Raw genomic sequence first — 22,447 nt, 5'->3', positions numbered from 1 at the left:
GTATCGCCCAGGCGATACCCATGCAACCACAACGACGCGCCCGCGGCCTGTTCAGCCGCCGCGGGGGCACGTGGGTCACAAGTTTGTCGGTGCTGGTGTCGCTGTTGGCACTCCTGCCGATTGCCTTTGTGATCGGCGTGTCATGGCAAATCGGCTGGGCGCAGATCGAAGCGTTGGTGTGGCGCCCACGGGTGGGCGAGTTATTGGTCAACACCGTGCTGCTGGTGCTGTTCACCCTGCCCTTGTGCGTGGTGCTGGGCACTGCGCTGGCGTGGTTGACCGAGCGCAGCAACCTGCCGGGGCGACGCGCATGGTCGCTGTTGGCGGTCGCGCCGCTGGCGGTGCCGGCGTTCGTGCACAGTTACGCCTGGGTCAGCCTGGTGCCGTCGATCCATGGTTTACCGGCAGGCGTGCTGGTGTCGGTGATTGCCTATTTCCCCTTTCTGTACCTGCCGGTGGCGGCGACACTGCGCCGGCTTGATCCGGCCATTGAAGACGTGGCCGAGTCCCTGGGCCTCAAGCCTTGGGCGGTGTTCCGGCGCGTGGTGCTGCCGCAACTGCGCCTGGCGATCTGCGGCGGAGCATTGCTGGTGGGCCTGCATTTGCTGGCCGAATATGGCCTGTACGCAATGATCCGTTTTGACACCTTCACCACCGCGATTTTCGATCAGTTCAAATCGACCTTTAATGGCCCTGCAGCCAATATGCTGGCGGCGATCCTGGCCCTGTGCTGCCTGGCCATGCTGGTGACGGAGTCCGCTGCTCGCGGCCATGCGCGGTATGCGCGGGTCGGCTCCGGCAGTGCCCGGGAACAGCGCATCATCACCTTGGGCCCGCGCACCACCCTGCTTGCCCTGGGCCTGCAAGGCGTGACCTGTGCGCTGGCCCTGGGCGTGCCGTTGATCACGTTGGGCAAATGGCTGATCGCCGGTGGCCGCGAGGTCTGGCAGTTCAGCGAATTACTGCCGGCGCTGGAGCAAACCGTGCTGCTCGGCGTCGCCGGCGCCGTGCTGACCACCTGCGCGGCGGTGCCGATTGCCTGGCTGTCGATTCGGGCGCCGGGGCGCTTGCAGCGCATCCTGGAAAGCTGCAACTACATCACCAGTTCGTTGCCCGGCATCGTCGTGGCCCTGGCGTTGGTCACGGTGACCATCCATTTCGCCCGGCCGATCTACCAAACCACAATTACGGTGCTGCTCGCCTACCTGCTGATGTTCTTGCCACGGGCACTGGTGAGTTTGCGCGCCGGTATCGCCCAGGCCCCGGTGGAGCTGGAAAACATGGCCCGCAGCCTCGGCCGCTCACCCGGGCGCGCGCTCTGGTTGATCACCCTGCGCCTGGCCGCACCGGCAGCAGCGGCCGGTGCCGCCTTGGTGTTCCTGGCGATCACCAATGAACTGACGGCCACGTTATTGTTGGCACCAAACGGCACGCGCACCCTGGCCACCGGTTTCTGGGCAATGACCAGCGAGATCGACTACGCCGCAGCGGCGCCTTACGCGTTGATCATGATCCTGCTGTCACTGCCGTTGACCGGCCTCCTCTATCACCAATCCAAACGCACGGCAGGCCGATGAACGCCCTCGAACTCCACGCCATCTGCAAAACCTTTGGCACCCAGCGGGCCTTGGCGGACGTCACCCTGGCGGTGCCCACCGGTAGCCGCACCGTGATCGTCGGGCCCTCCGGCTCCGGCAAGACCACCTTGCTGCGGATGATCGCCGGTTTTGAATTTCCCGACACCGGCAGCCTGACCCTCAACGGCCAGACACTGGTGGATGCCACCCACGCGGTGCCGGCCCACCAGCGCCAGATCGGCTATGTGCCGCAGGATGGTGCGCTGTTCCCGCACATGACCGTGGCCGACAATATCGGCTTCGGCCTGGCTGCCAGGCACCCGTCACGGCATGAGCGTATTGCCGAACTGATGGACAGCGTCGCCCTGGACGCCAACATGGCCCGGCGCTGGCCCCATGAATTGTCCGGCGGCCAGCAGCAACGTGTGGCGCTGGCCCGGGCATTGGCGCAACAGCCACGCCTGATGCTGCTGGATGAACCCTTTTCCGCCCTGGACACCGGGCTGCGCTCGGCCATGCGCAAGATGGTCGCACGGCTGCTGAGCGACGCCGGCATTACCACGATCCTGGTCACTCATGATCAAAGTGAGGCGCTGTCGTTCGCCGATCAATTGGCGGTGATGCGCCAGGGGCGGCTGGTGCAGTCAGGCCCTCCGATGGACCTGTACCAATACCCCGTCGATGAGCAGACCGCGTTATTCCTCGGTGAAGCGGTGGTGCTGCCCGCCCGGATCGAAGCAGGCTGGGCCCACTGCGGCCTGGGCCGCGTGCAGGTCGACAACCACGCGGACCTCGCGGCGACACGGATCATGCTGCGCCCGGAGCAACTGCAGCTGAGTACCACCGACGTTTCCGGTTGCCGTGGGGTCGTCACCGAGCGCGAGTTCGGCGGCAATACCTGCACGCTGACCGTGGTGCTGGAGGCCGATGAGCACGCGCCGGGCCAAGCCATTCTGGTGCGCAGCTCCGGCCTGCAGGCGCCACCCACCGGGAGCGTGGTGCACCTCACGACCGTGGGCATGGCCCATGTGTTGAAAAAAGAGCCGGCCCTCAGTCTCAGCTAAGTTTCGGGGCTTACCTTCTCTCCTGCGCCAACCTGCGCACCTGCAAGGAGAGGTAACCCCGATGAATGCCACAGCAGCCCGTTGGCTGAACAAAGTACCCGAAGTGACGCTGTCATTCTGGGTGATCAAGATTTTGTCCACGACCGTGGGCGAAACCGGCGCGGACTACCTCGCGGTGGATGCCGGTTTCGGTGCCGGCTGGACCAGCATCGGCATGGCCGCACTGCTGGCGGTCGCGTTGTTCTGGCAAATGCGCACCAAGGCTTACACCCCTTGGATCTACTGGCTGACCGTGGTGCTGGTAAGCATCGTCGGCACGCAGATTACCGACATCCTCACCGATAAACTCGACGTCAGCCTGTACGCCAGCACGGCGATTTTCTCCGTGCTGCTCGCACTCAACTTCATGGCCTGGTATCGCACCGAACGCAGCCTGTCGATTCGCGACATCGTCACCCCGCGCCGCGAGTGGTTCTATTGGACCACCGTGCTGTGCACCTTTGCCCTCGGCACCGCCGCCGGTGACCTGGCCACCGAAGCGCTGGGCCTGGGCTTTACCCTGGGCGCGGTGATCTTCGCCGGCTTGATCGCCGCCACACTGGTGGCCTGGCGCCTGGGGGTCAACTCGGTGCTGACATTCTGGATCGCCTACATCCTCACCCGGCCGTTCGGCGCGTCCCTGGGCGACCTGCTCACCCAGGCCAAGACCTACGGCGGCCTGGGCATGGGCGCCAGCTGGACCAGCGCGTTGTTCCTCTGCGTCATTGTCCTGCTGGTGGCCGTGGCGCAAATCAGCGTCGGCAACCGCAAAGCCATCACTCAATGAATATTCACCTCAAGGAAACCGTCATGAGCAAAGTTCAAAACATGATTCGTCACGCCGCCATTGTTTCAGCGATCTTTATGCTGGGTATCGCCACCGGCTGCTCAAAACCTGCTGACAAGCCCAACGCCAGTGCCGATGCCGGCTCAACCAGCAGCCAACGCCAAGCGTCGAAACTGGGTGACTTGACCGAGTTCCGCAGCATTGCGGTGGACGTCTCCGCGCTGGTCGCCAAGAACGACCTGGCAGGCGCCAAAACCCGTATCAAAGACCTGGAGACCCAGTGGGACGCCGCCGAAGCCGGTATCAAGCCACGCGCTGCCAACGACTGGCACGTGCTGGACAAAGCCATCGACCGCGCGCTCTCGGCATTGCGTGACGGCAACCCGAACCAGGCCGACTGCCAATCCTCGATGAATGACCTGCTCAAGACCTTCGACCTGATGAAGGGCTGATACCGGACAAACGCCGGCGCAAGTGCTTCAATACGAACGCGGCGATCACCTCGCCGCGTTTGTTTTTTTGCGCCTACCCTTTGGGATAGAAAACGACATGCGGATACTGCTGGTCGAAGACGACCCGATGATTGGCGACGCCCTCCAGCGCGCACTCAGCGATGCGAGCTATGCCACCGACTGGGTAAAGAACGGCCTGACGGCCCTGGCCGCACTCGACACCCAGCCCTACGACCTGGTGCTGCTGGACCTCGGCCTGCCCGGCAAGGACGGCCTCGATGTGCTGGACACGATTCGAGCGCGCAACAACCCCGTGCCCTTGCTCATCATCACCGCCCGTGACAGCCTCGACGACCGCCTGCGCGGGCTCGACGGCGGAGCGGATGACTATTTGCTCAAACCCTTCGACATCCCGGAATTGCTCGCACGCATGCGCGCGGTACTGCGCCGTAAAGGTGGCAGCGCGCTGCCGCTATTGGGCAACGGGGTGGTCTCGCTGGACCTGCTGTCCAAGCAAGCCAGCACCGAGGAGCACCCTGACGTGGCGCTGTCCAGTCGCGAGTTTGCACTGCTGCAAGCCCTGCTGATTCGTCCGGGAGCGATCCTCTCACGCAGCGACCTGGAAGACCGCCTGTATGGGTGGGGCAACGAGGTCGAAAGCAATGCCATCGAGTTCTTGATTCACGCCCTGCGGCGCAAGTTGGGAAGTCATGTGATCAAGAACGTCAGGGGCATGGGATGGATGGTTTCAAAAAGCGTTTGAGCGAGTCGGTCCAACTGCGGTTGTCGGTGACCCTGTCCCTGGCGATTCTGCTGGTGGCGCTGGTAGCCAGCGTGTTTGCCTTTGTCTCGGCCTTTGAAGAAGCCCACGAACAACAGGACGCCACCTTGCGCCAGGTGGCGATGTTGTTCGATCGCCAGCACATGACCCTGCGCTACCCGCAAGGCACGGCGCTGGTGGGGGATGATGAAGAGTCCCGGGTGATCGTCCAGTACCTGGGTGACGGCCAGCACGCCACGGGCGCCACCGATGAGGCGCTGCCCCTGCCCTTTCCCACCACCCTCGCCGACGGCTTGTCGACTGTGGAGGTGGCGAGCGAAGCCTTCCGTGTCCTGGTGCACACCACGGCACAGGGCGAGCGCATTGCCGTGGCCCAGGAGCAAGATGCCCGTGACAAGGACGCGCGCGAGAGCGCCTGGCGTAGCTTGTTGCCGTTCCTGGTGTTGTTTCCGGTACTGCTGCTGGTGGTGGGTGACCTGGTGCGCAAGCTGTTTCGCCCGATTGGGGTACTGGCGGCGGAAATCGACCAGCGGGCCGAACAGGCACTGCACCCCATCGATGAGCAGCACCTGCCCACCGAAGTCCGCCCGTTCGTGGTCGCCATCAATCGCTTGCTGGCCCGCGTGGCGCAATCCATGGACAGCCAACGCCGCTTTGTCGCCGATGCCGCCCATGAACTGCGCTCGCCCATGACCGCCTTGTCCCTGCAAGCCGACCGGCTGGCCGCCACCGACCTGTCAGCGCTGAGCCGTGAGCGTTTTGAACCGTTGTACCGGGGGATCGAACGCGGCCGAAAACTCATCGACCAACTCCTGAGCCTGGCGGCCGCGCAATCGACAGCGGAGCGGGCCACCACCCCGTTGTCGGTGCATGACGTGTATCGGCAAGTGCTGGAAGATTTGCTGCCGCTGGCCGACCTCAAGCAGATCGATATCGGCGTGGAAGGCGCCGAGGATGTGCGGGTGGTCTTCAACGCAATGGACCTGTTCACCCTGGTGAAGAACCTGGTGGACAACGCCATCCGCTATACCCCGCCGGGCGGGCGTATCGACCTGTCGGTGGCGCTGATGCCAGGCGCCGTTCAACTGCAGGTCAAGGACTCCGGCCCCGGCATTCCCGCCCAAGAGCGCGAACGGGTATTCGACCCGTTCTACCGCAGCCTGGGCACCGACGAAGCCGGCTCCGGGCTGGGCTTATCGATCGTCAAGGCGATCGCCGAACGCACGGGCGCACGGGTGCAGCTGTCATTCAGCGATACGCTGGAACAGCGCGGGCTGTGTGTCACGGTATGGCTTCACACCACCCCGTGACAGCCCGCGTCGTTGGAGTTGCTGAACGGCTAAGTCAGGCACCTACCTGCTTGCAGCCGATCCGGCTCGGCAATTGACCCTGCTTGGCCTTCAGCGCGGCCTGCAGCGCTTGTGGCAGGTTGCTCCAGAACCTCAGCCCCGAGCGCTCTTCGATTTGGCTGACGGTCACCTGGTAGTCACAGAAGTTCGCGCCTTTGGGCGTTTCCTGATTCATCACGAACGAGGCATACACCCCGTTTTCAGGTGAGCTGCCAACGAAGATGATTTTCCAGTAGCCACTGGGAATGGTGTGCACCTTGTTCGTCCCTGGCAACGTGCCGACAAAATGCTCATAGAGCGGCCCGGTGGCGACATACACCTGGTCAATGCCGGGGTCTTTGCTGAGGTTACGCTCCTGATCTTCGAGGCGCGCCCACGGTCCCTGGTTGAGGTCGGCCTTCTGCGGCGTGATGTTGGACAGGTAATTGAGGGTTTGCCAGTCGGGCACGCCAGCCATCGACGCGAGGTTGGCCTGATGGCCACGGTCGACTTTGAGCGCGACATTGGCGCCGTTGTAATCGACCGGGTCGAGCGTCTCGCCGGCCGGGATGTCCGGGTCGGTCCTCCAGTCACGCGAGCGACCGCTGGCCGGGGTGTCCTTGGTGATCCGGTACGACACCCAGTTGGCAAACTTGGTCGAGCCGTTGTTGTTCAGTGTGTACGCCTGGCGGTTCAACGTCAGGGGGCTACCGCCGGCCGGGCAGCCGACCGAGCAGTTGTCGAACGGCAATGCCTGTTGTGGCTGGGCCTGAGGCGTGACGGCGGATTCACGGGATCTATCGGGTGTCGTACAGGCGGCGACAAGCGGGATCAACAGAAACGCCAGGTGTTTGAACTTCATACGTCCTTGCATGGTGTAGCTCCTTAGGGTGAATCAATGAGCGTCGGCTTGCGGTTCCATCGCGGGCCGACTGGCACATTAAACCACTTAAACATTTCAAGTTGATGGCTATCGGTTTTTCCTGCGTTGACGCTGCCATGAAACAGCGCCGAAGCCGCGATTGCTCAACGCGCAGGCAAAAAAAAGCCATTCGCTTGAATGGCTTTTCGTGTGTTTAGTGCAGGCAACGGAGCGCGCCCGTGGTGTTTATCGAGGCAGAAAATTAACCCAGCGCTCGGCGGCGTCTTGCGCTGCCTTAAACGCTTGGTCGTAACTGTCCCAATGAGCACCCTCGACAAAGGCTTCGGGGGACGTTGACCCTGCCAGGGTCAGCGTAGCCCCAACCGGCACATCGAGGGGCGGGCTCCAACTGAAGCCAATCTGTACCACAATTCCTTTTTTTGTCTTGTATTCAACGGGATGCGTTTTATCAATACGTTCCGACATGGTGCTCTCCTGGATCCGGCGCTACCTTGAGCGCCGGCCTTTCATGGGGTGAAATGCGCGCTTAATGGCTGGTCATGCCGGCCATGTGCATCATCCAGCGAAAACCACTGGCCACGATGCCGAGTGCGACCACACTGGCGAACCAAATAGCGATCAGCCAAAGCACCCGCTGGTACCAGGGGCCCGGCTTATGTTGGGTTTGCGACACTTCAGAGCGTTCCATGGGTCAACTCCATCGTCAGGGCCGGAGTGGCGGCCAACATGATCAGCCCACCTAAAAACAGCAGGCTCAACTGCGCCACCTGCTTGTAAAAAGGCAGCGGTTTTTCAGCCTTAATGGTAGCCATCGCCAATCCTCACTTTGCCGCGGAACACGTAGTAGCTCCAGCAGGTGTACATCAGGATGATCGGCAGGATGAACAAGGTGCCAATCAGGATGAACAACTGGCTGGACGGTGGTGATGCGGCGTCCCACAGGCTGATGGACGGCGGCACGATATTCGGCCAGATGCTGAAGGCCAGGCCGATATAACCCAGGAATACCAGCACCAGCGTGAACACGAACGGCCAGTGGGAGTGATGTTGACGCAAGGTCTTCAACAGCCCGACCAGGGCCAGTACCCCCAGCAGCATCAGTACGCCGAACACCGCGATGTGGGCATGGGCGAACCAGCGCGTGGCAATTTCCGGGTGCAGCCACGGTGTCCATACACACAACACCGCCACCACCGCCATCAGCGCGAACGCCAGGTAGTGACTGAACAGGCGCATCCGCGATTCAAGCATGCCTTCGGTCTTGACCAGCAACCAGGTGCTGCCCAGCAATGCGTAGGCCACCACAAGCCCCACGCCGCAGAACAGCGGGAATGGCGACAACCAATCCAGGGTGCCACCGGCAAACTGGCGATTCACCACGGGGATGCCGGCAATGTAGGTACCAATCACCACGCCCTGGCAAAAGGTCGCCAGGAACGAACCGCCGATAAAGGCCATGTCCCAGATATGCCGCTTTTGCGGGCTGGCCTTGAAGCGGAATTCAAACGCCACACCGCGAAAGATCAGCCCAGCCAGCATGAAGATCAGCGGCAGGTACAACGCCTCCAGAATCACCGAATAGGCCAGCGGAAACGCACCGTACAACGCCGCCCCGCCGAGGATCAGCCAGGTCTCGTTGCCGTCCCACACCGGCGCCACGGTGTTCATCATCACGTCGCGCTCCTGCTCGTCCGGGATCAACGGAAACAGGATGCCCAACCCCAGGTCGAAGCCATCCATGATCACGTACATCATCACCCCGAAGGCAATGATCACGCCCCAGATCAACGACAGGTCTATACCTTGAATGCCCATGTGTAATCCCCTTGATCAGTTGGTGTGGTCGCCGGACGCCAGCGTCTCGGTGACAGCGGACAGGGGACGGCGTGGCGTGCGTTCCTGGCCGGGGCCGCCCTGAGGCGGATGGTCGTGATGGGGCTGCGGGCCCTTGCGTACCAGCTTCATCATGTAGCCGATGCCCACGGCAAATACCGAGAAGTAGATCACCACAAACAACGCCAGGGAGATGCTCAACTGCGTGACGGTGTGATTGGACGCCGCATCGGCAGTGCGCAGCAGCCCGTAGACCACCCACGGCTGGCGACCGACCTCGGTGGTGATCCACCCGGCCAGCATCGCGATAAGACCGGTTGGCCCCATGAACAACACCAGGCGCAAGAACAGGCGGTTGCGATACAGCGCGCCATTTCGACGCAAGGCAAGCCCCAGCAACCCGGTGAAGATCATCAACATCCCGAGCCCGGCCATGATCCGGAAGCTAAAGAAAATGATCGTGGAGTTCGGCCGGTCCTCTTTAGGGAAGCTCTTGAGCGCCGGGATCTGTTTATCCAGGCTGTGGGTCAGGATGAGGCTGCCCAGGTAAGGGACTTCGATTGCATAACGGGTCTTTTCGGCGTCCATGTCGGGAATGCCGAACAGCACCAGCGGCGTTGCCTCGTTACCGACGTTCTCCCAGTGCCCTTCGATAGCGGCAATTTTCGCCGGTTGGTGCTCCAGGGTGTTCAGGCCATGGGCGTCACCGACGACCGCCTGGATCGGCGCCACGATCAACGCCATCCACATCGCCATTGAAAGCATCTTGCGCACCGGTGGCGTGTCGTTCTTGCGCAGCAGATGCCAGGCGGCCGACGAACCGACAAAAAACGCGGTGGCGACGAACGCCGCAATGGCCATGTGCGCCAGGCGGAACGGGAACGACGGGTTGAAGACGATGGCGAACCAGTCCAGCGGCATGACCCGGCCGTCTACGATGGAAAACCCCTGCGGTGTCTGCATCCAGCTATTGGAGGCCAGAATCCAGAACGTGGAGATCAACGTACCGATGGCAACCATGACCGTGGAAAAGAAGTGCAACCCACGCCCTACCCGGTTCCAGCCAAACAGCATCACGCCCAGGAAGCCTGCCTCCAGGAAGAATGCAGTCAACACTTCATAGGTGAGCAACGGCCCGGTGATGCTCCCGGCAAAGTCAGAAAACCGACTCCAGTTGGTACCGAACTCGTAAGCCATGACCAGGCCCGATACCACGCCCATGCCGAAGTTGACGGCGAAGATTTTCGACCAGAAGTGATACAGGTCCTTGTAGACCGAGTTGTTGGTTTTCAGCCACAGCCCTTCAAGCACGGCCAGGAAACTGGCCAGGCCGATGGTGATGGCGGGGAAGATAATGTGAAACGAGACCGTGAACGCGAATTGAATTCGCGCCAGGTCCAGCGCCTCAAGATTGAACATGACGATACCCTCATAGTGGTCAAGCCCGGCTGCCTTGGGCCTCGCGGCCCATGACGCACGGTGTCCAGTGATCAGCAAAACCCGGGGCGACGCTCAGGCCGCCCCGGTCCGGCTCAAGCGCCGAGGGACTGAATCAGGTTGCTGGCCGGCGCCGGTTCAAGCCGAATGGCGATGAACTTCGACGTCGGGGTATAGGTACGGTCGCCGTAGCTTTCCAACGGCACCAACGGGTTGGTTTCCGGGTAATAGGCAGCGGCCTGGCCGGCTGGAATATCGTAGGCAATCAACGTGAAGCCGCTGACCCGACGCTCCCGTCCATCGCCCCACAGCGACACCATGTCGACCTTTTGCCCTGGCTCGTAGCCCAGCTTGCGAATGTCCTGCTCATTGACGAACACCACATCGCGCATGCCATAAACCCCGCGATAGCGGTCATCGAGCCCGTACAACGTGGTGTTGTACTGGTCGTGGGAACGCATGGTCTGCAGGATCAGGTCCGGCTTGACGTCGAGGTTGCGCACGCCTTCGCTGACCAAGTGAGCAGGCAGCACGCTAGAGGTGAACTGGGCTTTACCGCTGGAGGTTTTCCAGATGCGTTGCGCCGCGTTGTTGCCCAGGTGGAAGCCGCCAGGGTGCAGCAGTTTTTTGTTGAAGTCCTTGAAGCCGGGAATGGTGTCGGCGATCAAGTCGCGGATACGGCTGTAGTCAGCCACCGCCCACAGCCAGTCGATCGGGTGTTTACCCAGGGTCGCATTGGCGATCCCGGCGATAATGGCCGGCTCCGAGCGCATCAATGACGACTTGGGTTTCAGCTGGCCATGGGAAATGTGCACCATGCTGAAGGTGTCTTCCACCGTCACGCCTTGCGGACCTTCTTCCTGCATGTCGATATCGGTACGGCCCAGGCACGGCAGGATCAGGGCTTCGCGGCCGGTCACCAGATGGCTGCGGTTGAGCTTGGTGGCGATATGCACGGTCAGGTCGCATTTGCGCAACGCGGCGTGGGTGCGTGGGGTGTCCGGCGTCGCCTGCGCGAAGTTGCCGCCCAGGCCAATGAAGACTTTGGAGCGCCCCTCTTCCATGGCTGCAATCGCCATTACCGTGTTGTGACCATGGCGGCGCGGCACCTTGAAATCAAAACGTGCTTCCAGCGCATTGATCAACTCCGGCGGCGCCAGCTCGTTGATTCCCATGGTGCGGTCGCCCTGCACATTACTGTGCCCACGCACTGGCGACAGCCCTGCCCCCGGCCGGCCGATATTGCCGCGCAACAGCTGCACGTTGATGATTTCCTGCACGGTCACCACCGAGTGCGTGTGCTGGGTCACGCCCATCGCCCAGCACATGATGACGCGTTTGGCGCGGCGGTACATGCGCGCAGCGAGCTCGATGTCGGCGAGGCTCAGGCCGGACTGCTCGACAATGTGTTCCCACGAAGTGGCGTCCACTTCCGCCAGGTAGCTCTCGAGGCCGGAGGTGTGTTCGGCAATGAATGCACGGTCGAATACAGCCTCGCCATTGTTCTCCAGCGCATCACGCTCCCATTCCAGCAGGAACTTGGCGATGCCACGAAACGCCGCCATGTCGCCCCCCAGGGCCGGACGGAAGTACGCCGACGAGGTGGGTTCGGAGCCGTTGGTGAGCATCTCCAGCGGATGCTGCGGGTGCTGGAAACGTTCCAGGCCGCGCTCTTTGAGCGGGTTGAAACAAATCACCTGAGCACCGCGCTTCACCGCCTCGCGCAGCGGCTCGAGCATGCGTGGGTGGTTGGTGCCCGGGTTCTGCCCGATGACGAAAATCGCATCGGCCTCCTCCAGGTCATCAAACGTCACCGTGCCTTTGCCCACGCCGACGCTGTCGTCCATGCCCAGGCCGCTGGCCTCGTGGCACATGTTCGAGCAATCGGGGAAGTTGTTGGTACCGTAGGCGCGAACGAACAGCTGATACAGGTAAGCGGCTTCGTTACTGGCACGGCCCGAGGTATAGAACTCTGCCTGATCCGGCGACGTCAGCTCCTTGAGGTGCTTGGCGATCAAGGCAAAGGCGTCGTCCCAACTGGTTTCGACATAACGGTCCAGCGAGGCGTCATAACGCATCGGGTGCGTCAGGCGCCCCTGATACTCAAGCCAATAGTCACTTTGCGCCGCCAGCTGCGACACCGTGTATTTATTGAAGAATGCCGGGTTGACCAGGCGCCCGGTGGCTTCCCAGTTAACCGCCTTGGCGCCGTTCTCGCAGAACTTGACCATGCCGCTTTCCGGCGACTCGCCCCATGCACAACCCGGGCAGTCAAAGCCGCCATTCTGGTTGGTCTTGAGCATCGCGCGGATGTTCTTGAATGCGTTTTCACTGCCCAGCCAGTTTTTCGTCACCGCAATCAGTGCGCCCCAACCTGCGGCCGCCCCCTTGTACGGTTTATAACGCTCAACTTCGCTCATGGTATTTCTCCAAGACTTCACACGTAGGCGGCGGCCTAACTTAAAGCCTTTATTAATGGTTGTTCTTCAGGCATCGCAAAACGCAAACCTCGTTATCAACAACTAAACGTCATTTGCGCCGACCCGTTTCACGGGCTCTACATCGGGTTACGCGTTCAGACTATGCGCGCCTGAATACCCTGTCTAATCACAAATAATGACCACCTCATCGAAACCATCTATCAAGGAAAATAGCCTGTATTTTCAACAAGATAAAACCATAAAACCGCAATAAAAATAACAAATAAAACCTCATAGATTTCGTCGATCAGCCGGTTGCTAATAGTGATTAGACGAACTTAAAAAACAACTCTAGCCTTGACTCAAACAAGGCTCTTATTCCTATTGAGCCCCCAAAAAACCAGCGCCCTGACTACGGTCAATGAGTCGCTGCCGGAGGTTTTAATGACCGACCAAATCTTGATGGATAGTTTTTCTCGCCGGGTCGACTACCTCAGGATGTCGGTGACCGACCGCTGCGATTTCCGTTGTGTGTATTGCATGGCTGAAGACATGGAATTCCTGCCGCGCCAGCGCATCCTCACACTGGAAGAGCTTTATCAATTGGCCGAAAGTTTTGTGACGCTGGGCACGCGAAAAATCCGCCTGACCGGCGGCGAACCCTTGATCCGCCCGGGCGTGGTTGAGCTGTGCCGGCGCATCGCGGCGCTGCCCGGCCTGCGCGAGTTGTGCATGACCACTAACGGCTCGCAATTGGGCAAGCTGGCCGCACCGCTGTTCGATGCCGGGCTCAAACGCCTGAACATCAGCCTCGACAGCCTGGACCCGGCGCGCTTTCGCGAACTGACGCGCACCGGCGACTTGGCCAAGGTGATCGCCGGTATCGACGCGGCGAATGCGGCGGGTTTCCAACGCACCAAGCTCAATTGCGTGGTGATGAAGGGGCGCAACGATCACGAAATCAACGACCTCGTGGCGTTCGCCATCGACCGAGGCCTGGATATTTCGTTTATCGAAGAAATGCCCTTGGGCGTCATCAGCGAACACAGCCGTGCCGAGGCGTTCTACTCCAGCGCGCAAGTGCGCGAGCGTATCGCCGAGCGCTACACCCTGATCGACTCTGCGGAATCGACCCAAGGCCCTTCACGTTACTGGCGCCTGGCCGAGGCGCCGCATATTCGCCTGGGCTTCATTTCCCCGCACAGCCATAACTTCTGCGGCACGTGCAACCGCGTGCGGCTGACCGTCGAGGGCCGGCTGCTGCTGTGCCTGGGCAATGAACATTCGGTCGATCTCAAGGAAGTCCTGCGCCGTTATCCGGGTGAGCCGCAACGACTGCAGAGCGCCATTCTCGAGTCGATGAAACTCAAGCCGTACCGGCATAACTTCGAGCTCAACGATGACGTGCAGGTTGTCCGCTTCATGAACATGACGGGCGGCTGACCGCCCGGTTTTCCCTCTTTTTGCAGAAGGCTGTAGCGCATGATCGTCCGAGCCAAACCCAACCTGATCGGTGTCTTGATTTCGCTCAAGGGCTCCGTCGCCAGGCGCATCGCGCTGCGCAGCCTGCTGGTGACCCTGCTGGCCTCGGCAATCGTGCTGGTCGAGACCCTGCACCCGGCGTACTTCTCCAGGGTCAACGCCACGCCCTTCACGCTGCTGGGCTTGTCACTCTCGATCTTCATGAGTTTTCGCAACAACGCCTGCTATGACCGCTGGTACGAAGGGCGTAAAGCGCTCGGCCTGATGGTGACGCAGGTGCGCGCAATGATTCGCGAAACCCAAGTCATCAAGGATGCCCGCCAGCGCCGTGACATCCTGCGCAACCTGTGCGGGTTCGCCCACGCGCTGAACGCCAGGCTGCGCCGTGAAGACGAGTTGAGCGTGGCGGAGCCTTGGCTGGACCGGTTGCCATCGGCCAACACCCCCAATATCCCGGAAAGCATCATTGGCCGTGTCACCCAGCAATGCTCGACGCTGGCCGAGTCGGGGAACATCAGCGAATGGCGCTACCAGGTGATGGCCGGGCACTTGAGCGAGCTGACCCGCACACAAACGGTTTGCGAGCGCATCAAAAGCACCCCGCTGCCCTTCCCCTACACGCTGTTGTTGCACCGCACCAGCTACATGTTCTGCATCTTGCTGCCCTTCGCCATGGCCGAGCCATTGGGTTGGCTGACGCCGCTGTTCACCGCGATCGTGAGCTACACGTTTTTTGGCCTGGATGCGATTGGCGATGAGCTGGAAGACCCCTTTGGCTACGACGAAAACGACCTGCCGACCAATGCCATCGTGCGCACTATTGAACGCGAAGTCCTCCACGCCAATGGCGCGACAGCACTGCCTCCCGTGCTGCAACCCATCGATTTCATTCTGAACTGATCCGAGGTCCCCCATGCACGAACACCCCCACTCACTGACACATCTGGACGCTGCCGGCCGGGCCAGCATGGTCGACGTCACAGACAAAGCGGCCACCACCCGCGAAGCCCAGGCCCAGGCTTGGGTGCGCATGCAGCCGTCGACCCTGGAGTTGATCCAACACAATGGACACCCCAAGGGCGACGTTTTTGCGGTCGCGCGTATCGCCGGGATCATGGCGGCAAAGAGAACCCACGAACTGATCCCGCTCTGCCACCCGTTGATGCTCAGTTCGATTCACCTCGAACTGCAGGCCGTGGAGCCCGACAGTGTGAGGATCGTCAGCACCTGCCGGCTCACCGGCCAGACCGGCGTCGAACTCGAAGCCCTGACCGCAGCCAGCGTGGCGGCCTTGACGATCTATGACATGTGCAAGGCGGTAGACCGGGGGATGATCATTGACCGTATCCAGTTGCTGAAGAAAGCGGGCGGCAAGTCGGGGACGTTTATCGCCGGTGACGCCCAATGATCCTGATCAACTACTTTGCGCGTTATCGCGATCAACTGGGCAGCGGCGGCGAGAAAATCGCGCTGGATGAATCTTTGCGCACCCTTGAGGACGTCAGGCAACGACTGTGTGCCCGAGGTGAGATCTGGCAGCAAGTGCTGGGTGAGTCCAGCCTGATGTGCGCGCTGAATCACGAACTGTGCACCCCGGATGCCGTGATAGAGGACTTCGACGAAATTGCGTTCTTCCCACCCGTGACCGGAGGTTGACCCATGCCTGTGCAGGTTCAGACAGCGCTGTTCGATCTGGGTGAACTGACCCGCAGCGTCCACGCCGAAGACCCAGGCGTGGGCGCCGTGGCCACGTTCGTGGGTTATGTGCGCGATATCAACCAAGGGGACCCGGTCAGCGAGTTATTCCTTGAACATTACCCGGGCATGACCGAGCGCTCCTTGCAACTGATCGTCGATCAAGCCCATGAACGCTGGCCGTTGCAACGGGTGAGCATCGTGCACCGGGTGGGCGCGCTGAAGGTCGGTGAGCCCATCGTCTTTGTCGGCGTGGCGAGTGAGCATCGGCAGGCCGCCTTTGACGCCTGTGCGTTCCTGATGGACTACCTGAAGACTCGCGCACCGTTCTGGAAGCGTGAACGGACGCCGACGGGTGAGCGCTGGGTCGAGGAAAGGGAAAGTGATCGCTTGGCGCAGCAGCGCTGGGCAGTCTAGAACCTTGGTGTGGCGAGCGAGCGTGCTCGCCACACCAGGCGCACCTGACTCGCCTTAGAACAAGTCGCAGAACGGAATGAAGCGTGCCGTGTCACCCGCTTGCAGCGTGTGGCCTTCGGGAATTTCAACCAGCCCATCCGCCCACGAAGCGCCCAGCAACACGCCTGAGCTCTGGTTGGGATACAACACGGCCTTGCCCTCCTCCAGCCTGGCTCGCAGGTATTCCCGGCGATTGCCAGCTTTGGGCCAGTCAAAACTGATGTTAACCATGAAGCTCAGTGGCGTGACGTCCTCGACCCCCTGGATGCGCAACAGGTAGGCCCGCGCCAGTAGCCCGAATGTCACCAACGCCGAGGTTGGGTTACCGGGCAGGCCGATCATCGGCACGTTGCCAAAGTAGCCCACGGTCAAGGGTTTGCCCGGCTTGATCGCGAGTTTCCAGAATAATGGCTTGCCGCATTCGCGCAGCACCTGGCCGAGGCAATCGGCATCGCCGGCCGAGACGCCACCGGTGGTGAGGATCAAATCGGCGGCATGTTGCAGTTGTTCCAGCTTGAGCCGGGTGCGTTGCGGCTGGTCGGGAAGAATGCCGCCATCGATGACCTCGCACCCCAACGCACTCAGCCAATGGCTGAGCAAGGTGCGATTGCTGTTGTAGATGCAGCCGGGCTTGAGGGGCGTACCCGGCTCGGCCAGTTCATCGCCCGTGGACAGCAACGCCACCCGTGGCCGCCGTACCACCGGCACATGGGTACAGCCCTGCGCCGCCGCGATGGCCAACTCGAACGGCCCGAGCCGCTTGCCGGCCGCAAGCAACACCTGGCCTGCCTGGTTCTCCTGACCTTGCGGGCGGATGTTCTGGCTCACGCTCAGCGGCTGCGTGAAGCGCACGCGGCCGTCTTCCAGCACTTGGACGTTTTCCTGCATCTCGACGCAATTGGCCCCGGCGGGTACCGGTGCGCCAGTGAAGATGCGAGCGCAGGTGCCAGGCAACAGCGCCTCAGGCGCAACGCCGGCGAAAATCTGTTGCGACACCGCCAGCGGCTCGCCCGTCCAATCGCCGACGTTCAGGGCATAACCGTCCATGGCGCTGTTCGGCCATGGCGGCAGATCCAGGGTGGCAATCAGGTCATTGGCCAACACGCGTTGCCGCGCTTCGCCCAATACGACCGGTTCGCTGTCTTGCAGGCGTTGCACCTGCGCCATGGCCAGCAGGGCGGCAATGGCCTCCTCCACTGACATCAGCAGCGAACGGCTCATCCCCGTGTCCCGCACAACGCCACCGACTTGAGGTGCGGCACGAAATTGCACGGCCGGTGGCGCGCATCGAGTTGCTCGGCGAGGATGCCTTCCCACGCCGTCCGACAGGCGCCCGTCGAGCCTGGCAGGCAGCACACCAGCGTACCGTTGGCCAGCCCGGCCAAGGCGCGGCTCTGGACCGTGGAAGTGCCGATGTCGAGGATGGAGATCGCGCGGAACAACTCACCAAAACCTTCAATCTGCTTATCCAGCAAACAGCTGACCGCCTCGGGCGTGCTGTCACGGCCGGTGAAGCCGGTACCGCCGGTAATCAGCACCACTTGAATCTGTTCGCTGGCGATCCAGGTCGCGACCTGCGCGCGGATCTTGTACAGGTCATCCTTGAGCAGGTTGCGTTCACTGAGGCTGTGCCCGGCTTCCAGCAGCCGGCTGACCAGCAGTTGCCCGGAGGTATCATTGGCATATTCCCGGGTATCACTGACGGTCAACACTGCAATATTCAACGGTACAAACAATGCATCCGACGTTACGCTCATCTCATTCTCCGGCAGGCCATTATCAAAACAATTGCCTGAGGCTAAAGCGCTCAAACGATGACTGTCTAATCGTTACGGCTGACCGGGTTATCGAGCCTCTCTATCACTGGTTTTCCTGCGTGCCTTGGGTGGGTTATCGAGTGAATCGATCATGCCTTCGATATGGGTGATTGGACGCGCAAGCCCTACAATGAGATCGTCTGCGCATCTCACTCGCTGTGGTCCGCGAATATCGGCACTGGCACTCATGATGACCTCTTACTTTTTCCCAGGCAGGTGCCTTAAATGGACATAAAGCAACTCAAATTCCTGATCGCGCTGGAACAGACCCGCCACTTCGGCCAGGCGGCCGCGCGTTGTCACATCACCCAGCCGACCCTGTCGATGCGCTTGCGTAACCTGGAGGATGAATTGGGCCTGGAGTTGGTCACCCGCGGCCAACGCTTCGAAGGTTTCACCCAAGCCGGTGAACGCGTGCTGGCCTGGGCCCGCACCCTGCTCGCCGCCCATGATGGGTTGTTCGCCGAAGCCGCTGCGTGTCGCGGCCAACTGGTGGGTAACCTGCGCCTGGGCCTGGTGCCGCTCAGCGGCTTCAACCCGATCAGCTACATCCAGGGGCTGTCCCACACCTTCCCGGAACTCAAGTTCAGCCTGTCGTCCATGAGCTCGGACAAGATCATCGAAGCCTTGGGCACCAACCAGCTGGACTTGGGCGTGTGTTACCTGGACCACGTCAACCCCAATTACCTGGACTTTTTCGAACTGGGCGAGACTCGCGTCGGCCTGCTGTACGACACCCGCCACTTCCATTTCGAAGGCACGGAAATGAGCTGGGAAGACGCCGCCGAATTGCCCCTGGGGATGATCAGCAACGGCATGCACTATCGAAAATCCATTGACCTGAGCTTTCGCAGCCGCGGCCTCGACCCCCAGCCCATACTCGAAAGCGATTCGACGTACCAACTGTTCCAGGCGATCCACGAAGGTTTTTGCTGCGCGATCATGCCGTTGGGCAGCGGCCTGAAAAACCCCATCGAGAATCTGGCGTTTATCAACCTGCCGGATGCGAGTGTGCTTGCACCACTGGGCATGGTGATGCGTAAAACCGAACCGCGCTCGGCCATCGCCGAAAAGTGTTTTGCAGAAGCTAAACAGCTGTTTGCCACCCAGGGCTCAAACTAGCGTATCGGAGGTTTGTTTATGATTTGCCGAGTAGAACCATCCGTTGCCATCGGCGATGCCAATGCACCGGCCCCGCAACCGCTCAATGTGTCCTATCGAGAATATGACGAAGGCGCCCAGGTTGCCCAGGCGGCGCTGGCGGCGGAAATCGCCCTGGCCATTACCTACAACGGCTTGAGCCAGGCGGTGATGATGGTTTCACCCGGCAATATCGAAGACTTCATCCGGGGTTTCAGCGTGAGCAACGCAATCGTCGATAGCCTGGATGAAATCTACGACATTCAACTCACGCATTTTGACCAGGCTTGCCAGGCCGACGTAGAGATTTCGAGCCGTGCGTTCTGGGCGTTGAAAGATCACCGGCGGCAAATGGCGGGCACCAGCGGTTGCGGTTTGTGTGGGGTGGAGGCGCTGGAGCAGGCCCTGCCGCAACTGGAGAGTCTGCAGCCGGCGCCCCTGCCGCCTGCGCAACACCTCAAGGGCCTGCGGGAGCGTATCGAGGAAGCCCAGATAATGGGAAAAAGCACCGGCGCCCTGCATGCGGCCTTGCACTTCGGTGCTGACGGCACAGCCCTGCTGTGCCGTGAGGATATCGGTCGCCACAATGCGCTGGATAAATTGATCGGGGCCATGCAGCACGCCGGGATCGATGCCCGCAGCGGCTTCACGGTGGTCACCAGCCGTTGCAGCCTGGAGCTGATTCACAAAGCGGTCAGGGCCCGGTTTGGCACGCTGGTCAGTTTGTCGGCGCCCACCGTGTTAACGGTGCAGTGGGCGCGCAAGCATCACCTCAACCTGATTCACGTGCCTCACCGAAACGCGCCGCGGATCTACAGCCCGGTCTGACTCAATTGACCTGCGAGCGCACGACCCTCACCGGCACCGACTTGTAGGACGGCGTGCCACTGTCCACGTCGATGTAGTCCAGCGGCACCAATTGGTTGGCCTCCGGGTAATAGGCGCCCACCGAACCGTTGGATATCTTGTACTCGATGGCGGTGATCTTCTCGTAGCGCAATTTGCGCCCTTGAGTGACCGTCTCGATATCCACCAGGTCGCCGTGCGCCAACCCCCGCGAGGCCAAATCCGCCGGGCTCATGAACAACACGTCTCTTCGCCCGAACACACCGCGGTAGCGATCGTCGAGCGCGTAGATCGTCGTGTTGTACTGGTCATGGCTGCGCAGGGTGATAAGGCGCAAGACATCATCACCATCAACTTCTTTATCCTCATTCAGGCCCGGGAACACAAAGAACTCGGCCTTGCCCGAGGGCGTCATCCAGATACGCTCGCACGCCGGCAGCGGCATGCGGAAGCCACCGGGTACGCGGATGCGCTCGTTGTAGTCGTCAAAGCCCGGAATGGTCTTTTCAATGAGGTCGCGAATCTTGTCATAGTCAGCCGCCAGTTCCATCCACGGCACTTTGCTGTCAGGCAATACGGCGGTGGCGATGCCAGCGACGATGGCCGGTTCCGAGCGCAGGAATTCAGAAGCGGGCATCAACTTGCCTGCCGAGGCGTGAACCATCGACATCGAGTCTTCGACGGTGATCGATTGCCGTGCGCCGTTCTGCATATCCAGCTCGGTGCGGCCCAGGCAAGGAAACAAGTAGGTCTCCTTAGCCACCAGCAAATGGGTACGATTGAGCTTGGTGCCGATATGCACACTCAGGTCCAGTTTGCCCATGGCTGGGAAACACTGGGCTGGGTCAGGCAGTGCGACCGCGAAGTTGCCGCCCAGGCAAAACAGCGCCTTGGACTCACCGGCAATCATCGCCTGCATGGCTTGCACCGCATCGTGACCATGGGCGGTCGGAGGCTTGAAGCCCAGCACCTCTTCAATCTTGCCAAGAAAATCACTGGAGGGCTTCTCCGTGATGCCTACGGTTCTATTGCCTTGAACGTTGGAGTGGCCACGCAACGGGCAAATACCAGCGCCGGGTTTGCCGATGTTGCCGCGCAACATCAATAGGTCGCAAATCAGCCGGACGTTGGCAGTGCCTTCGTTATGCTGAGTGACGCCCATGCCATAGGTGACGATGGTGGCATTGGATTTCGCATAGGCGGCAGCGACTTTTTCCATGTCGACTTTGAGCAATCCGCTGGCCGTCTCGATGGCGGGCCATGCCGTTGCCAGCAAGTCCGCCTTGAGCGCCTCAAAGCCGTTGGTATGTTGCTTGATAAATTCGTAATCGAGGACTTTGCCGACTGACTCTTCCAACTCCAGCAACGCTTTCATCACGCCTTTGATCGCTGCGGCATCCCCGCCCGCCTTGACCTGCAGATACGTCGAGGCGATGCGTGTAGAGCCATAGGTGGCCATTTCGATCATGTCTTGCGGATCACAAAAGCGCTCCAGGGCACGTTCGCGAAGGGGGTTGAAGACCATGATGGGGACTTTTCGCCGGGAGATTTCGTGCAGCGTACCCATCATGCGTGGGTGGTTGGTTCCGGGGTTGTGCCCGATGGACAGCACCAACTCACACAGATCAAAGTCTTCCAGCGAGACGGAGCCTTTACCCATCCCGATAGAACGTGGCAAACCGACGCTGGTGGGTTCGTGGCACATGTTCGAACAGTCAGGAAAATTATTGGTGCCATATTCACGCACGAACAGCTGATACAGGTACGCGGCCTCGTTGGAGGCTCTTCCCGAGGTATAGAACTCGACCTGATCAGGCTCCAGCCCGCGAAGTATCTCGCCAATGCGGGCAAAAGCCGTTTCCCATTCGACAGGCCGGTACGTATCGCTGGCCCGATCATAAACAAGCGGGTGGGTCAGGCGCCCCAAATCCTCGAGCTCATAGTCACTGCGGTGCAACAACGCCGAGACGGGGTGGTTGGCAAAAAACTCCGGGGTGACACGTTTGCTGGTGGCTTCCCACGTCACGGCCTTGGCGCCGTTTTCACAGAATTGGAAGGTGGATTTGTGTTCTTTGTCGGGCCACGCACACCCTGGGCAGTCGAACCCATCCGGTTGGTTGGTTCGCATTAACGTAATGGGGGCTTTGAGTGTATCCATCTGCTCGCGTACCGCCGTCGCGGTCGCCTTGAGGGCACCCCAACCGCCCGCTGGACCATCGTAATTACGGACACCAGGTACCTTGCGCTTAATAGCCATGATCACTCCAAAAACGACTCATCACCGAAGGGCGGGAGCCAGATGCACAGTTGCTGCCACAATAAAAGCAGCATCACGTTTCTTCTACACACTCAGCGAGATCAGGTAAAACAACCCTTCAACTGCGCGAATTGTTATCAATAACGTAAAAAA

General features: G+C 60.9%; 23 protein-coding genes. 13 read left to right on the top strand and 10 right to left on the bottom strand.

Features of this window, described 5'->3' with window-relative positions; translation table 11 throughout:
* Positions 1-20 precede the first annotated feature (20 nt).
* The 6 genes from M5B43_RS11770 (at position 21) to M5B43_RS11745 (ending at position 6,010) form a co-directional block, all read left to right on the top strand.
* Positions 21-1,577: an iron ABC transporter permease gene (locus M5B43_RS11770; RefSeq protein WP_248750268.1), complete on the top strand. Its 1,557-nt coding sequence runs from the start codon at positions 21-23 to the stop codon at positions 1,575-1,577.
* Positions 1,574-2,641, top strand: a complete 1,068-nt coding sequence (locus tag M5B43_RS11765) for an ABC transporter ATP-binding protein (protein ID WP_248750267.1) — start codon at positions 1,574-1,576, stop codon at positions 2,639-2,641. The genes M5B43_RS11770 and M5B43_RS11765 overlap by 4 nt, the downstream gene beginning before the upstream one ends.
* Before the next feature lie 61 nt (positions 2,642-2,702).
* Positions 2,703-3,467: a hypothetical protein gene (locus M5B43_RS11760; protein ID WP_248750266.1), complete on the top strand. Its 765-nt coding sequence runs from the start codon at positions 2,703-2,705 to the stop codon at positions 3,465-3,467.
* A gap of 23 nt (positions 3,468-3,490) precedes the next feature.
* Positions 3,491-3,919, top strand: coding sequence for a hypothetical protein (locus tag M5B43_RS11755; protein ID WP_248750265.1), 429 nt, complete (start codon positions 3,491-3,493; stop codon positions 3,917-3,919).
* 97 nt (positions 3,920-4,016) lie between these two features.
* Entirely contained in the window at positions 4,017-4,682 is a 666-nt protein-coding gene (locus M5B43_RS11750; protein WP_248750264.1) for a response regulator transcription factor, read from the top strand.
* Positions 4,658-6,010 (top strand): ATP-binding protein, encoded by a 1,353-nt coding sequence (locus tag M5B43_RS11745; protein WP_248750263.1) that lies wholly within the window; start codon positions 4,658-4,660, stop codon positions 6,008-6,010. Before M5B43_RS11750 ends, M5B43_RS11745 begins: the two co-directional genes overlap by 25 nt.
* Positions 6,011-6,044: 34 nt before the next feature.
* On the opposite strand, the gene M5B43_RS11740 is transcribed toward M5B43_RS11745, so the two are convergent.
* The 7 genes from M5B43_RS11740 to M5B43_RS11710 all read right to left on the bottom strand — a co-directional run bounded on the left by M5B43_RS11740 (position 6,045) and on the right by M5B43_RS11710 (position 12,601).
* Positions 6,045-6,902: a DNA/RNA non-specific endonuclease gene (locus tag M5B43_RS11740; RefSeq protein ID WP_248750262.1), complete on the bottom strand. Its 858-nt coding sequence runs from the start codon at positions 6,900-6,902 to the stop codon at positions 6,045-6,047.
* Positions 6,903-7,136: 234 nt separating this feature from the next.
* On the bottom strand, positions 7,137-7,376 hold the full coding sequence (locus M5B43_RS11735; RefSeq protein WP_248750261.1) for a hypothetical protein: 240 nt from the start codon (positions 7,374-7,376) through the stop codon (positions 7,137-7,139).
* Between the two features lie 61 nt (positions 7,377-7,437).
* A complete protein-coding gene (locus M5B43_RS11730) occupies positions 7,438-7,599 on the bottom strand; it encodes a DUF2474 domain-containing protein (RefSeq protein WP_248750260.1) in 162 nt (53 codons plus the stop codon).
* On the bottom strand, positions 7,586-7,723 hold the full coding sequence (locus M5B43_RS11725; protein WP_248750259.1) for a hypothetical protein: 138 nt from the start codon (positions 7,721-7,723) through the stop codon (positions 7,586-7,588). The genes M5B43_RS11730 and M5B43_RS11725 overlap by 14 nt, the downstream gene beginning before the upstream one ends.
* Positions 7,710-8,726: a cytochrome d ubiquinol oxidase subunit II gene (cydB, locus tag M5B43_RS11720; protein ID WP_248750258.1), complete on the bottom strand. Its 1,017-nt coding sequence runs from the start codon at positions 8,724-8,726 to the stop codon at positions 7,710-7,712. Before cydB ends, M5B43_RS11725 begins: the two co-directional genes overlap by 14 nt.
* A 15-nt stretch (positions 8,727-8,741) precedes the next feature.
* Positions 8,742-10,163: a cytochrome ubiquinol oxidase subunit I gene (locus tag M5B43_RS11715; protein WP_248750257.1), complete on the bottom strand. Its 1,422-nt coding sequence runs from the start codon at positions 10,161-10,163 to the stop codon at positions 8,742-8,744.
* A 113-nt stretch (positions 10,164-10,276) separates the two neighbouring features.
* Positions 10,277-12,601, bottom strand: a complete 2,325-nt coding sequence (locus tag M5B43_RS11710; RefSeq protein ID WP_248750256.1) for an FdhF/YdeP family oxidoreductase — start codon at positions 12,599-12,601, stop codon at positions 10,277-10,279.
* Between the two features lie 444 nt (positions 12,602-13,045).
* Between M5B43_RS11710 and moaA the strand changes: the two genes are divergently transcribed.
* From moaA to moaE, 5 genes are read left to right on the top strand one after another with little or no spacing between them, the layout of a single operon-like run.
* Complete coding sequence (gene moaA, locus M5B43_RS11705) at positions 13,046-14,044, top strand: GTP 3',8-cyclase MoaA (RefSeq protein ID WP_248750255.1); 999 nt, start codon at positions 13,046-13,048, stop codon at positions 14,042-14,044.
* 39 nt (positions 14,045-14,083) lie between these two features.
* Positions 14,084-14,983, top strand: a complete 900-nt coding sequence (locus M5B43_RS11700; RefSeq protein WP_248750254.1) for a bestrophin family protein — start codon at positions 14,084-14,086, stop codon at positions 14,981-14,983.
* A 13-nt stretch (positions 14,984-14,996) separates the two neighbouring features.
* Positions 14,997-15,491, top strand: coding sequence for a cyclic pyranopterin monophosphate synthase MoaC (gene moaC, locus M5B43_RS11695; protein WP_248750253.1), 495 nt, complete (start codon positions 14,997-14,999; stop codon positions 15,489-15,491).
* Complete coding sequence (gene moaD, locus M5B43_RS11690; protein ID WP_248750252.1) at positions 15,488-15,739, top strand: molybdopterin converting factor subunit 1; 252 nt, start codon at positions 15,488-15,490, stop codon at positions 15,737-15,739. The genes moaC and moaD overlap by 4 nt, the downstream gene beginning before the upstream one ends.
* A gap of 3 nt (positions 15,740-15,742) precedes the next feature.
* Positions 15,743-16,195 carry a molybdopterin synthase catalytic subunit MoaE gene (moaE, locus tag M5B43_RS11685; protein WP_248750251.1) on the top strand — a complete coding sequence of 151 codons (453 nt, stop codon included), beginning with the start codon at positions 15,743-15,745 and terminating at the stop codon, positions 16,193-16,195.
* A gap of 54 nt (positions 16,196-16,249) precedes the next feature.
* Here the strand turns inward: moaE and glp are convergent, their stop codons facing one another.
* A complete protein-coding gene (glp, locus tag M5B43_RS11680) occupies positions 16,250-17,455 on the bottom strand; it encodes a gephyrin-like molybdotransferase Glp (RefSeq protein ID WP_248750250.1) in 1,206 nt (401 codons plus the stop codon).
* The gene (gene moaB, locus M5B43_RS11675; RefSeq protein WP_248750249.1) at positions 17,452-17,991 is read right to left on the bottom strand and encodes a molybdenum cofactor biosynthesis protein B; all 540 of its coding nucleotides are present in this window, start codon (positions 17,989-17,991) and stop codon (positions 17,452-17,454) included. Before moaB ends, glp begins: the two co-directional genes overlap by 4 nt.
* Positions 17,992-18,276: 285 nt before the next feature.
* On the opposite strand from moaB, the gene M5B43_RS11670 reads away from it, so the two are divergent.
* Together M5B43_RS11670 and fdhD are read left to right on the top strand one after the other, a co-directional pair.
* On the top strand, positions 18,277-19,173 hold the full coding sequence (locus M5B43_RS11670; RefSeq protein ID WP_248750248.1) for a LysR family transcriptional regulator: 897 nt from the start codon (positions 18,277-18,279) through the stop codon (positions 19,171-19,173).
* 18 nt (positions 19,174-19,191) lie between these two features.
* Positions 19,192-20,019 carry a formate dehydrogenase accessory sulfurtransferase FdhD gene (fdhD, locus tag M5B43_RS11665; RefSeq protein WP_248750247.1) on the top strand — a complete coding sequence of 276 codons (828 nt, stop codon included), beginning with the start codon at positions 19,192-19,194 and terminating at the stop codon, positions 20,017-20,019.
* A gap of 1 nt (position 20,020) precedes the next feature.
* Here fdhD and M5B43_RS11660 read toward each other — a convergent pair whose 3' ends face one another.
* Positions 20,021-22,294: an FdhF/YdeP family oxidoreductase gene (locus M5B43_RS11660; RefSeq protein WP_248750246.1), complete on the bottom strand. Its 2,274-nt coding sequence runs from the start codon at positions 22,292-22,294 to the stop codon at positions 20,021-20,023.
* Positions 22,295-22,447: the final 153 nt, after the last annotated feature.

The organism is Pseudomonas sp. MWU15-20650 (assembly GCF_023242475.1).
GTDB lineage: Bacteria > Pseudomonadota > Gammaproteobacteria > Pseudomonadales > Pseudomonadaceae > Aquipseudomonas.
The sequence above is the reverse complement of the archived record's forward strand: the minus strand, read 5'-3'. Positions and strand labels throughout refer to the sequence as shown.